The organism is Pseudonocardia sp. (assembly GCF_025965585.1).
Lineage (GTDB): Bacteria > Actinomycetota > Actinomycetes > Mycobacteriales > Pseudonocardiaceae > Pseudonocardia.
This window is the reverse complement of sequence record NZ_JAOPWR010000014.1, coordinates 1-14328: the sequence shown is the minus strand read 5'-3', so window position 1 is coordinate 14328 and position 14328 is coordinate 1. Positions and strand designations below refer to the sequence as shown.

The 14328-nt window shown below is 70.5% G+C and carries 13 protein-coding genes; 6 read left to right on the top strand and 7 right to left on the bottom strand.

The window, feature by feature from the left end; genetic code table 11:
• Positions 1-13: 13 nt before the first annotated feature.
• A complete protein-coding gene (locus tag JWR81_RS00660) occupies positions 14-211 on the bottom strand; it encodes a ferredoxin (protein WP_297645296.1) in 198 nt (65 codons plus the stop codon).
• A 25-nt stretch (positions 212-236) separates the two neighbouring features.
• Positions 237-1445: a cytochrome P450 gene (locus tag JWR81_RS00655; protein WP_297645293.1), complete on the bottom strand. Its 1209-nt coding sequence runs from the start codon at positions 1443-1445 to the stop codon at positions 237-239.
• A gap of 160 nt (positions 1446-1605) precedes the next feature.
• Here JWR81_RS00655 and JWR81_RS00650 point away from each other — a divergent pair, with 160 nt between their 5' ends.
• A complete protein-coding gene (locus JWR81_RS00650; RefSeq protein ID WP_297645299.1) occupies positions 1606-2241 on the top strand; it encodes a TetR/AcrR family transcriptional regulator in 636 nt (211 codons plus the stop codon).
• 13 nt (positions 2242-2254) lie between these two features.
• On the opposite strand, the gene JWR81_RS00645 is transcribed toward JWR81_RS00650, so the two are convergent.
• From JWR81_RS00645 to JWR81_RS00625, 5 genes are read right to left on the bottom strand one after another with little or no spacing between them, the layout of a single operon-like run.
• On the bottom strand, positions 2255-2866 hold the full coding sequence (locus JWR81_RS00645; protein WP_297645291.1) for a DUF1638 domain-containing protein: 612 nt from the start codon (positions 2864-2866) through the stop codon (positions 2255-2257).
• Between the two features lie 13 nt (positions 2867-2879).
• Positions 2880-4739: an ASKHA domain-containing protein gene (locus JWR81_RS00640; protein WP_297645288.1), complete on the bottom strand. Its 1860-nt coding sequence runs from the start codon at positions 4737-4739 to the stop codon at positions 2880-2882.
• Positions 4736-5599 (bottom strand): dihydropteroate synthase, encoded by an 864-nt coding sequence (locus tag JWR81_RS00635; RefSeq protein ID WP_297645285.1) that lies wholly within the window; start codon positions 5597-5599, stop codon positions 4736-4738. Before JWR81_RS00635 ends, JWR81_RS00640 begins: the two co-directional genes overlap by 4 nt.
• Position 5600: 1 nt before the next feature.
• Entirely contained in the window at positions 5601-6266 is a 666-nt protein-coding gene (locus JWR81_RS00630) for a corrinoid protein (RefSeq protein ID WP_297645282.1), read from the bottom strand.
• Positions 6263-7030, bottom strand: coding sequence for an IclR family transcriptional regulator (locus JWR81_RS00625; RefSeq protein WP_297645279.1), 768 nt, complete (start codon positions 7028-7030; stop codon positions 6263-6265). The genes JWR81_RS00630 and JWR81_RS00625 overlap by 4 nt, the downstream gene beginning before the upstream one ends.
• A gap of 121 nt (positions 7031-7151) precedes the next feature.
• Between JWR81_RS00625 and JWR81_RS00620 the strand changes: the two genes are divergently transcribed.
• The 5 genes from JWR81_RS00620 (at position 7152) to JWR81_RS00600 (ending at position 14134) form a co-directional block, all read left to right on the top strand.
• Positions 7152-8591 (top strand): trimethylamine methyltransferase family protein, encoded by a 1440-nt coding sequence (locus tag JWR81_RS00620; protein ID WP_297645276.1) that lies wholly within the window; start codon positions 7152-7154, stop codon positions 8589-8591.
• Between the two features lie 90 nt (positions 8592-8681).
• On the top strand, positions 8682-11195 hold the full coding sequence (locus JWR81_RS00615; RefSeq protein WP_297645273.1) for an FAD-dependent oxidoreductase: 2514 nt from the start codon (positions 8682-8684) through the stop codon (positions 11193-11195).
• On the top strand, positions 11192-11965 hold the full coding sequence (locus JWR81_RS00610; protein WP_297645271.1) for an electron transfer flavoprotein beta subunit/FixA family protein: 774 nt from the start codon (positions 11192-11194) through the stop codon (positions 11963-11965). The genes JWR81_RS00615 and JWR81_RS00610 overlap by 4 nt, the downstream gene beginning before the upstream one ends.
• On the top strand, positions 11962-12927 hold the full coding sequence (locus tag JWR81_RS00605; protein ID WP_297645268.1) for an electron transfer flavoprotein subunit alpha/FixB family protein: 966 nt from the start codon (positions 11962-11964) through the stop codon (positions 12925-12927). The genes JWR81_RS00610 and JWR81_RS00605 overlap by 4 nt, the downstream gene beginning before the upstream one ends.
• Positions 12928-13213: 286 nt before the next feature.
• Complete coding sequence (locus JWR81_RS00600; protein WP_297645265.1) at positions 13214-14134, top strand: methylenetetrahydrofolate reductase; 921 nt, start codon at positions 13214-13216, stop codon at positions 14132-14134.
• Positions 14135-14328: the final 194 nt, after the last annotated feature.

The following is a 14328-nucleotide window of genomic DNA, read 5'->3' as shown; positions in this document are numbered from 1 at the left end:
GCCCGCTGTCTCATCAGTCCTCGCTCAGCGAGAGCGCTTGGCTGGGGCAGATGTGCACGGCTTGCCGCACGCGTTCCAGGGCGTCGCCACTGACCTGTTCGGTGCGCAGCACGACCGTGCCTTCGTCCTCGTCCTGGTCGAAGATCTCGGGCTCGGTGAGCACGCACTGCCCGGCGCCCACGCATCGCCCGGTGTCCGCCACGATTCGCACGGCTGTACCTCCGCTTCCGTCAGGTCTACCAGGTCACCGGGAGCGCGTGGAGGCCGTAGATGACGACGTCGTCCTTGAACGGCAGGTCGCCGACAGTGGTCGCGAGCCGCAGCTCCGGGATGCGCTGGAACAGCGTGTCGAACACGATCTGCAGCTCCGTCCGCGCCAGGTTCTGCCCGAGACACTGGTGGGCGCCGAAACCGAACGCCACGTGGTGCCGGGCGCCACGCTCGACGTCCAGGGCGTCCGGGTCGTCGAATGCCTCCGGATCGCGGTTGGCCGCGTTGCCCAGCGCTATCACGCCTTCGCCTGCCCGGATGTGCATCCCGCCCAGCTCCACGTCTTCGAGTGCCAGCCGCGACGTCGCCGTGTCGACGATGGTGAAATACCGCAGTAGCTCCTCGACGGCGGCGGGTGTCTTGCCCGGGTCGGCCTTGATGATGGCGAGCTGCTCCGGGTTCTCCAGGAGCGCGACGGTGCCCAGCGAGATCATGTTCGCTGTGGTCTCGTGCCCGGCGATCAACAGCAGGAACGCGAGCGAGACCAGCGCTGCATGATCCTGGGTGCCGGCCTCGCGCTGTCGGAGCACCTGCCGGCCGAGCAGGTCGTCGCTCGGCTCGCGTTCCTTCCCGGTGACCAGGTCGTCCAGGTAGGACCGGAGCTCGTCGATCCCGCTCTGCCGCACTTGCGGGCTCGTGGTGCGGGAGAACAGCAGCTTCGACCGTGACTGGAAGAAGTCGTGGTCGGCGTAGGGCACGCCGAGCAGCTCGCAGATGACCAGCGAGGGCACCGGCAGCGAGAGTGCCTGCACCAGGTCCACCGGCCGCGGTCCGGCCAGCATCGCGTCGATTCGGTCGTCGACGATCTCCTGGAGCCGCGGCCGTAGCGCCTGGACCCGCTTGACGGTGAACTCTCCGACCACCGCGCGCCGTGCCGGACCGTGCTCGGGCGGGTCCATCCCGATCAACGACGGGGTGAAGTTCAAGCTGGGCTGCGGGAACTTGATCAGCCTCGGGAAGTCGGGGTGGCGGCGATCGGAGCTGAACCGTGGATCGGTCAACACCGCGCGCACATCCGCGTGTCTCGTCACCAACCAGGCATGCCGCCCGGACGGCAGTAGAACGCGGGCGATCGGCCTCTTCTCGCGGAGCTCGCCGTACTCGGCCGGTGGGCTGAACGGGCACGTGCGCTGCATCGGGAACGACGGAACCTGCTGGTCGGCCACTTCGGTCATGGCGGGGCCCCAATCCGGACAAAGCCTATGTGGAGGCTTTCCTTCCGCTTACTGCCCCCAGGCTACGCACGGCGAGGCGTTCCGTCCACCTGCAGAGGAGACGACTCTCGGCGAACCGGACGACGTGCGAAAATCTGCGCGATCCGGAGAGATGGTGGAGATGACGGCGGAGTCGGAGGCAGGTCTGCGGGCCGACGCGCGCCGCAACCGCGACCAGATCCTGGCCGCGGCAAAGGAGCGGTTCGCCGCGCAGGGCCCGGACGTGCCGATGGAGGAGATCGCCCGCGCGGCGGGCGTCGGGGTCGGGACGCTGTACCGCCGCTTCCCTGATCGGGAAGCCCTGATCCGTGCAGTGGCCAGGGACAACTTCGGCAACGCACTGGCCGAGGCGCGCACCGCAGTGGCGGAGGAAGCCACGGCCTGGCAGGCGCTGGTCCGGTTCCTTCGCCAGTCGCAGGAACTCCGCTTGACCGTCCAGCTCGCCATGGCCTCGCCGCTGGCCAGGACGATCCTCCAGGATGACCTGGAGGCCGACGAACTCCGCCGCGCAATGATCGAGGTGCTCGACGGCGTGGTGCATGCCGCGCAGGCCGAGGGCACCCTGCGTACGGACATCGACACCGGTGACGTGGCGATGATGTTCGTGCTGCTGGTGCGCCAACTCCCCGTTTCCTTCGAGGAGGCCGCTCGGCTGGCACCGGAGCGATGCATGACGCTGATGCTCGACGGCCTGCGCGCTCAGCCCGGTACCGACCTCCCGGGTCGCCCCCTGACCGGCGCGGACCTGGGTCTCTGAGCCCGGGGCGCGCTCAAGCCCGGCTGAACCGGCCTCCGATCTCCACCACGCGGTCTCCGGACACGAACCCGGCCAGGTCACGCTCGAGTCCCGCGTCACCGACCACCGCGACCTCCAGGGGCAGCCGCAGGTACGCGGCCGCCCGCTCGGCTGCGGCTCGCACCCGAGGAGCGTCCTGCTGAGCCAGCCACACGACGCGGCGGTAGTGGCGGAAGTAGTCCGCGTGCAGCTCGGGCCAGCGGTTCAGCCCGAGCTCGGCGATCACCGATCGCCCGAACGACAGCGCCAGGTAGTCGGTGAGGACGTAGGTGCCGGGTTCCTCGTCGAGCAACGCCCGCATCCGTTCCACGCCGGCGAAGACGTCGTAGCAGTGCGCGCCTCTCAGCCGACTCAGGCCCAGCCGCGCGCAGACCGCGTCGAGGGCGCCGTACGTGCCGCAGTCCGCGTACCCGACCGCGACCGCCGCGTAGCGCTCGCGCAGCATCGCGACAGCGGTCTCCACGGCGGCGGCGATTCGCTCCGGCCGGTTGTGCAACAGCGGCGGCAGCGGGTGGACGTCGACCGGCCAGCCCCGGCGGGTGGCGATCTCGACGAGGTGCCCGGCGATCGCCCCGCACGCGACCACCGCGACACGAGAGTCAGGAGGGGAAGGCCAGCTGGTCGATGAAGCGGTCGTTGAAGTCGGGACGGTCGGAGAGCTCGACGTAGCGCACCTCCTCCAGCAACGCGTGGGCGGCGGCCCGCTCGCGCACCGACAGCAGCGCCATTTTCGCGCCCTCGCCCGCGACATTGCCCGCGCTGACGATCCGCAGTACCGAGACGCCGGGGACCAGGCCGATCCGCACGGCGCTGGCGGGGGAGAGATAGCTGCCGAACGATCCGGCCAGCAGCACCTGCTGGACGTCGGCCGGGTCGATGCCCATCTCGGCCGCGAGCAGCCGCCACCCGGTGGCGATCGCGGCCTTCGCGAACTGCAGTTCTCGTACGTCGCGCTGGGAGATATAGACCGCGTCCGCGGGATCATCGCCCCGTTCGTGCAGGACGAACACCCGCTCCTCGCCGACCTGCCGCAGCCGCCCGGCCAGCCCGGGGGCGGTGACAGCGGCGACGTCAGCCGCCATCAGCCGGCCCGAGGCGTCCAGCAGCCCCACCTGCACCAGTGCGGCGACGGCGTCGACGAGCCCCGAGCCGCACAGCCCGACCGGCCCGACGTCGCCGATCACCTGCAACGCGACGTCGTCGTCGCTGATCTTGACGCCTTCGATCGCGCCCGGCGCGGCCCGCATGCCGCAGCGGATCTGGGCGCCTTCGAACGCGGGACCGGCCGGGGCGGCCGTGGCGAGGATCCGGTCGCCGTCGGCCAGCACGATCTCGCAGTTCGTGCCGACGTCGACGAACAGCCGGATGCGCTTGTCGCGGTCCATCCCTGACGCGAGCGCGCCGGCGACGATGTCACCACCGACGTAGGCGCCCAGCGCCGGGAACAGGTACGCGCGGGCGCCCGGGTTCACGGTGACGCCGAGGTCGGCGGCGAGCAGCCCGTCGAACGAGCGGCTGGTCATGACGAACGGGGCGACCCCGAGCGGTTCCGGGTCGATACCGAGCGCGATGTGGGTCATGGTCGCGTTGCCGGCCAGAGCGATCTCGTAGACCTCGTGCGGCTCGACCGCTCCCGCCGTGCAGACCTCGCTCGCGAGCTGGTCCAGGCAGGAGTGGGCGAGCGCGGTGAGCCGCCCCAGCGCGTCGGGGTCCAGCATCGTGGCGCTGATCCTGGTGATGACGTCGCCGCCGAAGGGCTGCTGCGGGTTGAGCATCGACGTCACCGCGGCGGGGGTACCGGTGGCCAGGTCGAGCAGCGTCGCCGCCACGGTGGTGGTGCCGAGGTCGAACGCGATGCCGAACCGCCGGGCGCTGGTGTCGCCGGGCTCGACGTCGACCAGGACGTCGTCGACGACGACGGCGGTGACCCGGAAGTCGCTCTGCCGCAACGCACCCGGGAGGTTCCGCAGCGCGCGCAGGTCGGCCCGCACCTCCAGGTCGTCCAGCGCGGCGAGGAGGCGTTCGAGATCGGTGCGCTGGTCGGCCAGCGTCGCCTCGGTCAGCTCCACGTAGCGCTTCTGCACGGCCGGGCGCAGGATCACCTGCCTCCCCACCCCCACCGTCGCCGCCTTCGGCCGGGTGACCAGCGGCGGGACCTCGACGCGCACGTCGCCCCGGACGGGGGCCATGCAGGCCAACCGCCAGCCCAGGCGGAGCTCGTCGAGGCCGAACGCCCGCGGGTCGAGTCGCGAGACGGGCACCTCCCCGTCGACGACGCGGACCCTGCACTTGCGGCAGGTGCCGTGGCCGCCGCACGTGGAGTCGACTGCGATCCCGTTCCAGCTCGCGGCGTCGAACAGCGTGACCCCGGCCGGCACCCGCACCTCGCGGGGCTGCCCGCCGTCGGGTTCGAAGGAGATCTTGACCCGCTCCGCGGGAGGGAGCGCGTCGGGGGTCACGAGACCTGCGCTGCCTTCTGGGCTCGGTACGCCGCGATCCACGCCGCCCCCCACTCGTCGTTGCCGAGCAGGAGGTCGGCGGCCTTGACGGCCTCCACGATCTGCGGGGTACGGACGTCCATGACGGCGCTGGTGAGCCCGCACCGCATCGCCATCGCCAGGAACGCCGCTCCCAGCGCGGGCCGGCCCGGCATCCCGAACGACACGTTCGATGCGCCGAGGGTCATGTTGAGGTCGAGCTCGTCGTGGATCAGCGAGATGGTCTCGAGCGTCTTGCACACCAGGGTCGAGTCGGCGCCGATCGGCATGGCGAGCGGGTCGACGACGATGTCGGACAGCGGGATCTCGTACTCGCCGACGGCGATGTCGAGGATCTTGTGGGTGATCTCCAGCCGCTTGCGGGGGTCGTCGGGGATCTCGTCCTCCTCGTTGGGAAGGGCGATCACCGCAGCCCCGTGGCGTTTCACGAGCGGCAGGATCGCGTCGAGCCGTTCCCGCTCCCCGGTGACGGAGTTGACCAGCGCCTTGCCGCGGTAGACGGCCAATCCGGCCTCCAACGCCTCGACCACGGAGGAGTCGATACAGAGCGGCAGGTCGGTGAGGCCCTGCACCATGGTGACCGCACGGGCCAGCAGGTCGGCCTCGTCGGTGAGAGGAACCCCCATGTTGACGTCCAGCATCGTGGCGCCCGCGGCCACCTGCTGCTCGACGTCGACCGCGATGCGGGACAGGTCGCCGGTACGCAGCTGGTCGGCGAAGATCCGCCGTCCCGTGGGGTTGAGCCGCTCCCCGATGAGGCAGAAGGGCTGGTCGGACCCGATCACAACCTCGCGGGTGGCCGACGACACGACCGTGTGCATGTCACACCCCCACGGCGGCGCGGCGGCGGGCGAGCAGTTCTTTGGCCTTACGGACAGCGGTGGAGGCGTCGGCGGCGAAACCGTCCGCGCCCACCGCGTCGGCGTACTCCTGCGTGACCGGTGCCCCACCGACCATGACGATCACCGAGTCGCGTAGGCCCGCCTTCTGCAGCGCGTTGATGTTGGCCTTGAACATCGGCATGGTCGTGGTGAGGAACGCCGAGAAGCCGACGATGTCGGGCTTGTGCTCCAGCACCCCGGCGATCAGCTTCTCCGGCGAGACCTGCACCCCGAGATCGATCACGTGGAACCCCGCGCCCTCGAGCATGATGTCGACCAGGTTCTTGCCGATGTCGTGTACGTCGCCCTTGACGGTGCTCATCAGGAACGTGCCGACGGTCTGTGCGCCGGTCTCGGCCAGCAGCGGGCGCAGGACGTCGAGCGCCCCGGCCATCGCGCGTCCGGCCACGAGCATCTCGGGCACGAAGAAGTCGCCGCGCTCGAACCGGGCGCCGACCTCCTCCAGCGAGGGGATGAGGGCGTCGAAGAGCATCGTCTCCGGCGTCATGCCCTGGGCCAGGCCCTCATGGGTCAGCTCCAGCACGCGGGGGGCGTTGCCGACGAGCGTCTCGTCGTAGAGCGCGGTCAGGATCTCGTGATCGGTCATGCAACGCCTTCTCTTCCCGGGTTGTGGCCGAGCTGTGCGGACAGCCCACGAGTCTCGGTGACCAGGAGGTCGCCGAGCCGCGTGATCCCGTGGTTGTTGATGCGGGTGGTCGGCCCGGAAACCGACACGGCGGCGGCGACCGCCCCGTCGACGGCGCGGACCGGAGCCCCGACGGCCGCCAGACCGTCCTCGAGCTCGTCGAGCGACACCGCCCAGCCGCGGCGGCGCACCTCGACGAGCATGTGTTCCAGCTGCGCCCCGTCGACCGGTGAATGCGCGGTACGGCGCTCCAGGTTGCCGCGGGGCAGGGGCAGCGCGCCGTAGGCGAAGAGCACCTTGCCCAGAGCGGTGCAGTGGGCCGGCACGTCGACGCCGACCCAGTTCGTGGAGCCCAGCAGGTAGCGGCTGTCGACCTGGGCGATCTGCACCACCTCGTGGCCCCGGGGAACGCTGAGGTTCACCGTCTCCCCACTCAGCTCCCCGATCCGTGCCAGCGTGGGGCGGGCGAGCTCGGCGAGATCGTGCAGTGCGCTCGGGCGCGCGGCGTAGATCGAGAACAGTGCGCCGGGGCGGAACGCGCCGCTCTGGTCGCGCTGCAGCAGCCTGCTGCGCTCCAGGGCCTGCAGCAGCCGGGAGGTGGTGGACTTCGCCAGCCCGAGCTCGTCCACGAGCGAGGTGAAGCTGCGCGGACCGCCGGACTCGACGACGAGCGCCAGAAGGGCACTCGCGCGGTCCACGGCCTGGCTGCCCACCTGTGTCGGCATCGCGGATTTCCGTTTCTCGTCGCCCTGGCAAGAGTTCCATCATGTGGGACCTGTGTTCCGGGGAATGCAGTTAGGGTCCTGCCCGTACCCGTTCTCGTCAAGGCCTGCCTGGGGAGCTCGCATGTTCCGTAACGCCATGCCCCGCTACGAGATCCTTTCCGAGGACGCCATGGCCACTCTCGACGGGGGCTGGAAAAAGATCGTCAGCGAGATCGGTGTCGAGTTCCTCTCCGATCGCGCGCTGGAACTGTTCCGCCAGGCCGGCCAGAAGGTCGAGGACCAGTGCGTCCGTTTCGACCCGGACTTCGTGCTCGAACAGGTGGCCAAGGCGCCCCGCTCCTTCGACGTGCAGGCGCGCAACCCGGCCAACTCAGTTCACATCGGCGACGACGCGATGGTCTTCGGCAGCGTCTACGGGCCACCGTTCGTCCGCGAGGGTGGCGTCCGCCGGGACGCCACGATGGACGACTTCCGCAACTTCTCGAAGCTCGCGCAGAGCTTCTCCAGCCTCGACTCCGCAGGTGGGATCATCTGCGAGCCGGAGAACACCCCGCTCGACTCGCGCCACCTCGACATGACCTATGCCCTGCAGACCCTCACCGACAAGATCTACATGGGCAACGTCGTGTCCGGGGTGAACGCCCGCGACACGCTCGCCATGACCGAGATCCTCTTCGGCGGCCGGGAGGCGATCGAGTCCACGCCGGCGACGATCTCGCTGATCAACTGCAACTCGCCCCTGCGGTGGGACGACCGCATGCTGGAAGCGCAGTTCGAATATTCCGCGGCCAACCAGCCCGTGGTGCTCACGCCGTTCCTGCTGATGGGTGCGATGTCCCCGGTGTCCATTCCCGCGTCGCTCGCGCAGCAGATGGCCGAGGCGCTTACGGGCATCACGCTCTCGCAGTTGATCAGGCCTGGGGCCCCGGTGATCTTCGGCTCGTTCCTGTCGAACATCGACATGCAGTCCGGCTCGCCCTGCTTCGGAACGCCCGAATCCGGAATAGGTCTGCTTTGTACGGGCCAGATCGCTCGTCGTTTCGGCCTGCCGGTGCGCTCGGGCGGCGGGCTGACGTCGAGCCAGACGGCGGACGCGCAGGCCGGCTACGAGAGCCTGATGACGATGCTGCCGACGTTCCTCGCGGGGATCAACTGGGTCATGCACACCGCTGGCTGGCTCGAGGGCGGACTCGTGGCGTCCTACGAGAAGTTCGTGCTCGACGTCCAGGTGCTGGAGATGCTGCAGCACGAGTTCACCCCGCTGGAGATCGACGAGGCGTCGCTGGCTTTCGGTGCTCACGACGAGGTGCGCCACGGCGGCCACTTCCTCGGCGCCGCGCACACCATGGAGCGTTTCCGCACCTGCTTCTACCGACCCTTCGTGTCCAGCTCGGACAACTACGACCGCTGGATGCGGAACGGGGCGAAGGACGCAGCGGCGAGGGCGGGGGAGTACGCGACGAAGAAGCTGGCCGAGTACGAGCAGCCCGAGCTGGACGAGTCCGTGCGGCAGGAGCTGGAGGCCTACGTGACACGCCGCCGCCGCGAACTGGGCGACTGAGCGATGTCGAGAAGCCGACGAACGGCACGTCGGTCGGTACCTGTGCGACGAGTGTGCCGTTCGTCGCCGTCGGAGGGAAGGTAGGGAGTCATGGCCAGCGTTCCGTCTCGTGCCCGCATCGTGGTGATCGGAGCCGGCATCGTCGGCAACAGCCTCGTCCACCATCTCGCCCTTCTCGGATGGCGTGACATCGTCCAGATCGACAAGGGGGCACTGCCCAACCCCGGCGGCTCCACGGGGCACGCCTCGAACTTCATCTTCCCGGTGGATCACTCCCGCGAGCTCACCGATCTGACCCTGGACTCGATGCGTCAGTACAAGGAGATGGGTGTCTTCATCGAGTCCGGGGGCTACGAGGTGGCTCGCACCGAGGAACGGATGGAGGAGCTGCGCCGCCGGATGTCCTCGGCGCGGGCGTGGGGGATCGAGGCCGAGCTGGTCAGCCCCGACCACGTCGTCGCCAGGGTGCCGTTCCTCGACAAGGACAAGATCCTCGGTGCCTTCTGGACGCCGTCGGTCGGCGTCGTCGACTCGCTGCGCGCCGGCACGATCATGCGCGGGACGGCCCTCGCGCTCGGTGCCCTCACCGTCGTGCCAACCGTCGAGGTCACCGGACTCGATGTCGAGCAGGGCCGCATCCGCCGGGTCCGCACGAGCGGCGGCGACATCGAGGCCGACACCGTCGTGATCGCGTGCGGGGTCTGGAGCCCGAAGCTCGCGGCGATGGCCGGCGCCGCCATCCCGCTGACGCCCGCGGTGCACCAGATGATCTCGGTGGGCCCGATCCCGCAGCTCGCCGAGCGCGAGGGCGAGATCTCCTTCCCGATCGTCCGGGACATGGACACCTTCTGCTACGAGCGCCAGCACGGCGCCGACATTGAGGTGGGCTCCTACGCCCACCGCGCGATCCTGCACGACCCGGCCGACATCCCGTCGATCGAACAGGCGAAGCTGTCGCCCACCGAGATGCCGTTCACCGAGGACGACTTCGATCCTCAGCTGGAACAGGCCCTCGAACTCATGCCCGACGCCCTCGGTGCCGATGGCGCCGAGATCCGGTACTCCATCAACGGCCTGCTCTCGCTCACCCCCGACGGCGCGCCGATCCTCGGGGAGACCCCGGAGGTGAAGGGCCTGTGGTCGGCCGCAGCCGTATGGATCAAGGAAGGTCCCGGTGTCGGCCGCGCGGTGGCGGAGTGGATGACCCACGGGCACTCCGAGATCGACGTCCACCACAGCGACATCGCCCGCTTCTACCCGCACCAGCGCGCCCGCGGCCACGTGCGATCCCGGACCGCCGAGGCGTTCAACAAGACCTACGGCATCGTGCACCCCTCCGAGCAGTGGGCGGGGGAGCGGGGAAAGCGGCTCGCACCGATGCACGCCGCCGAGCGGGACGCGGGCGCGGTCTTCTTCGAGACCGCCGGCTGGGAACGTCCGATGTGGTACGCCGGCAACGAGGGCCTCCTCGCGGAGTACGGCGGCGCGGTGATGCCGCGCGAGCACGAGTGGGACGCCCGCTGGTGGTCGCCGATCATCAACGCCGAGCACCTCGCGATGCGCGAGCGAGCCGGGATCGTCGACCTGTCGGCGTTCGCGATGTTCGACGTCGTCGGCCCCGGCGCGATGGCCGCTGTCCAGGGCATCGTCGTGGCCCAGGCCGACGTCGCCGAGGGCCGGGTGGTCTACACGCCGGTGCTCGACGGGCGGGGCGGGTTCCGGTCCGACCTGACGGTCATGCGCCTGGCTCACGACCGGTACCGCGTGGTGACCGGCGGCGCGCACGGCATGGCCGACCTGAAGTGGTTCTCCGACCACCTGCCCGCCGACGGCACGGCGCAGATCGTCGACCTGACGTCGGCGTTCACCACCATCGGACTGTGGGGCCCGCGGGCTCGCGACATCCTCGGCCACCTCACCGACGACGACGTCAGCGACGCCGGCTTCGGGTTCCTGACCAGCCGCGCGCTCGAGGTCGACAGCATCGCGGTGCTCGCGTCGCGGATCTCGTACGTCGGCGAGCTCGGGTGGGAGCTCTACGTGCCGATGGAGCAGGGGGCCCGGGTGTGGCAACTGCTGCACGAGGCGGGCCGCCCGCACGGTGCGGTCCCGGTCGGTATCGGCGTGTACGGCACCACCGGGCGCCTGGAGAAGGGCTACCGCGCGTACGGCACCGAGCTCGACGGCGAGCGCTCGATCGTCGAGGCCGCCATGCAGCGCCCCAAGGTCAAGACGGCCGAGTTCGTCGGCCGGGAGGCCTACGTCGCGCAGCGCTCTGCCGCCCCGCAGGCGGTGCTGTGCACGATGACGGTCGACGACCACATGTCGGCCAGTGGTGTGCGGCGCTACATGCTCGGCGGAGAGCCGATCCTGACCCGGGACGGCGGCGTCCTCACCGACGGCCACGGGCACCACCCCTACGTCACGTCGGCCGGCTCGGCGCCCTCGCTCGGCAAGCACGTCCTGATGGCCTACCTGCCGCCCGACCAGGCCGTGGTCGGCAACCGGCTCGCCGTGTCCTACATGGAGGAGCTGTACCCGGTGACGGTCGGATCCGTCGACACGACGCCGCTGTTCGACCCGGCGAACGAGCGCGTCCGATGACCGATGTGCTGGTCTGCGTGAAGAGGGTGCCGGACTCGTCCGGGGAGGTCCTGCTGACCGGCGACGCCCAAGCGGTCGATGCCCGGTTCGTCGGCTTCACCGTCAGTGCGCACGAGAGCTGCGCGGTCGAGATCGCCGTGAAGATCGCCGGGGTCGACGGTGGCGCGGTGACCGCGCTGACGCTGGGTCCCGCGGAGGCGGTCGAACAGCTGCGGTCAGTGCTCGGTGTCGGGTGTTCGGCCGCCGTGCTGGTGGAGGCCGACCCGGTGGGATTCGGCCCGGCGGACGTGGCGAGGGAGATCGCCGCTGTCGTGTCCGCCCATGAGGCCGCTGGTCGCACCTATGACCTGATCCTGCTCGGCAACGACGCCGCCGACACCGGGGACTTCCAGGTGGGCATCCGGCTCGCGTACGAGCTCGGCAGGCCGGTGGTGAACGGCGTCAAGACGGTCGAGGTGGCCGGCGGGAGCGCGACGGCGCGGGGCGCCGGCGCCGACGGCGGCGTCGAGACCTACCGGGTGCCGCTGCCCGCCGTCGTCACCGTGCTGGAGGGCGGGGTCGAGCCGCGGTACCCGACGATCACGGGGCGGATGAAGGCCAAGAAGATCATGGTCGAGACCGTTGTGCCCGGCCGGGAGCCCGACGGCCCGCGGCGGGTGCGGCTGACGTCGCCCCCCGCGCAGCCCAGCGCCGTCACGGTGCTCGGCGAGGGGCCGTCGGCGGCGCCGGCCGTCGTCGACCTGCTGCGGGAGCTGGGGGTGGCACGGTGATCCTCGTGTTCGTGGAGACCGAGAGCTCGGGCGCCACGGAGGCATCCCTGGAGACGGTGACGTTCGCGCGGGACGTGTGGTCCGAGGGCGGACCGGTGCACGCGGTCGTGGTCGGCGCGCTCCCGGACGGCATCGTCGAACAGCTCGGTCGGTACGGCGTGAGCGAGGTGCACCACGCCGTCGGCGACGCGTTCTCGGCCTACGGCGGCGCGGCCTGGGCGGCCGCCGTCCAGGCGGTGCGGCAGACCACGGGCTCGGTTGCCGTGACGGTGTCCGGCAGCCCCCGAGGCAACGAGGTGCTGGCCCATGTGGCCGCCCGGCTCGGGGTGGCGATGGCCGCGAACGTCGTCGGCTGTCCGTCGCCCTTCGTGGTCACCCGGCAGGTGGTCGGCGGAGCCGTGCTGGAGGAGATGCGGCTCGACGACCGTCCCGCCCTGTTCAGTGTCGCCGGCCACGCCGTCGAGGCCGCCGCGGTGGAGGGCGCCCCCGCGACCCTGCACGAGTTCGTCCCGGAGGTGGCCGAGGCCGATCTCGTGGCGCGCGTGGTGGCGACGGAGCCGGGGGAGCCGGACCGGTCCGGAAGCCTGCGGTCGGCCAGGGTCGTCGTCGGCGCCGGCCGCGGCGCCGGGGGCGCGGACGGCTTCGACGGCGTCGTCGAGCTGGCGGGCCTGCTCGACGGAGCGCTCGGCGTCTCCCGGGTGGTGACCAGCCTCGGCTGGCGCCCCCACCACGAGCAGGTCGGCCAGACCGGCAGCCGGATCTCCCCCGAGGTCTACATCCCGTGCGGCATCAGCGGTGCCATTCAGCACTGGGCCGGGTGCGCCAGCTCCAAGACCATCGTGGCGATCAACACCGACGCGGACGCGCCGATGATGACCAAGGCCACCTACGCCGTGGTGGGCGACATGCACGAGATCGTGCCCGCGATCAACGCGGAGATCCGCCGCCGCCGCGGCGGGTGAGTCCTCGTGGCCACACCCGGATCAGCTCGACGGCTTGACCGTGGTCTGGTCTTCGCGGGACAGTGTTGCGAAGGGTGAGTGCTGTTGGGGATTGCGCAACAGTAGCGCCGTCAGGGCACGTGACTCGTCGGGCGAGGTGACCGGGCGTCGTGGAGGAACGAGGGATGGGCGCACCGCAGGGGGACGCCGAGCGCGGCGATCCAGTTCAGCCATCACGACCGGCAGGCCTCCCGGCGATCGGGCTCGGTCGGTAGGTCGGGCCGCCAGACCGTCCACGGAGGAAGCGATGCCGACGACACCTTCCGGTGACGACGCCGTGACCATGGCGCTGCGCAGCCTCGCCGATCCCTTCAGCGTGGAGATCACGCCGAAGGAGGCGGCGACGCTGCCGCCCCTGTCCGAGGTTCTCGCCGCTGGTACCGAGGTCTACCTCACGTTCCTGCCGCGGACGCCCTGGCCGGACACGGTCGCGGTCGCGCGGCGACTCGTCCGTGACGGTCTGCGGCCGGTGCCGCATCTGGCGGCCCGCGCGGTGCCCGACCGGTCGACCCTCCGCAGGCGGCTGGCCGATCTCGCCGAGGTCGGCGTCACGGACCTGCTGCTCGTGGCCGGTTCGTCGACGACCCCGGCGGGCGAGTTCCACGAGGCCGCGCAGATCCTCGACTCAGGGTGCCTGGAGGAGGCCGGCATCGTCCGCGTCGGCGTCGCCGGACATCCGGAGGGCAGTCCCGACATCGACGATGATGCACTCGCCACGGCGTTGTCGACCAAGAACCGCATCGCCCGCGACCGCGGCCTCGACGTCCGCATCGTCACGCAGTTCTGCTTCGCCCCGGAACCGATCGTGGCGTGGGAGCGCAGGATCCGGGAGGCAGGCAACACTCTTCCGGTGCACGTCGGGTTGCCCGGGCTGACCTCTCCGGGGCGGCTGCTGAAGTTCGGGCTGTCCTGCGGGGTAGGCCCCTCGCTCACGGTGCTGCGCAAGCAGTCCGGCGGCGTCCTCAAACTCGTGACCACGCCGGTCTATCGGCCCTACGACACCGTGGTCGGCCTGGCGGCCGCGGTGGCCGCCGACCCTCACAGCCTGTTGTGCCGCCTGCACTTCTTCCCCTTCGGGTCGCTGGTGGCGACAGCATCGTGGGCCTCGGATCTGCTCGGCGAGCGGTTCGAGACTCGTGACCGGCGACGTCCGGACATGACCGCCTGAGAGCAACCCGAGACGACCCGTCCACCATCCGTGGCGGAACCGAACAGGAGAGCCCATGTCCTTCCCATCGGATCTGGCTATCGCGGAGGCTGCCTCGCTTCGGCCGTTGGGTGAGGTGGCGGCCGGTATGGGTATCGAGGAGCGGCTGTTGCTGCCTTATGGCCGTGGTGTGGCCAAGATCGATCTTGCCGCGG

Excerpts from the sequence above, each read along its gene's own strand:
- JWR81_RS00610 (WP_297645271.1), top strand. The coding sequence starts at position 11,192 with ATGACCGATGTGCTGGTCTGCGTGAAGAGGGTGCCGGACTCGTCCGGG.
- JWR81_RS00655 (WP_297645293.1), bottom strand. The coding sequence starts at position 1,445 with ATGACCGAAGTGGCCGACCAGCAGGTTCCGTCGTTCCCGATGCAGCGC.
- JWR81_RS00650 (WP_297645299.1), top strand. The coding sequence starts at position 1,606 with ATGACGGCGGAGTCGGAGGCAGGTCTGCGGGCCGACGCGCGCCGCAAC.
- JWR81_RS00615 (WP_297645273.1), top strand. The coding sequence starts at position 8,682 with ATGGCCAGCGTTCCGTCTCGTGCCCGCATCGTGGTGATCGGAGCCGGC.
- JWR81_RS00630 (WP_297645282.1), bottom strand. The coding sequence starts at position 6,266 with ATGACCGATCACGAGATCCTGACCGCGCTCTACGACGAGACGCTCGTC.
- JWR81_RS00625 (WP_297645279.1), bottom strand. The coding sequence starts at position 7,030 with ATGCCGACACAGGTGGGCAGCCAGGCCGTGGACCGCGCGAGTGCCCTT.
- JWR81_RS00600 (WP_297645265.1), top strand. The coding sequence starts at position 13,214 with ATGCCGACGACACCTTCCGGTGACGACGCCGTGACCATGGCGCTGCGC.
- JWR81_RS00620 (WP_297645276.1), top strand. The coding sequence starts at position 7,152 with ATGTTCCGTAACGCCATGCCCCGCTACGAGATCCTTTCCGAGGACGCC.
- JWR81_RS00635 (WP_297645285.1), bottom strand. The coding sequence starts at position 5,599 with ATGCACACGGTCGTGTCGTCGGCCACCCGCGAGGTTGTGATCGGGTCC.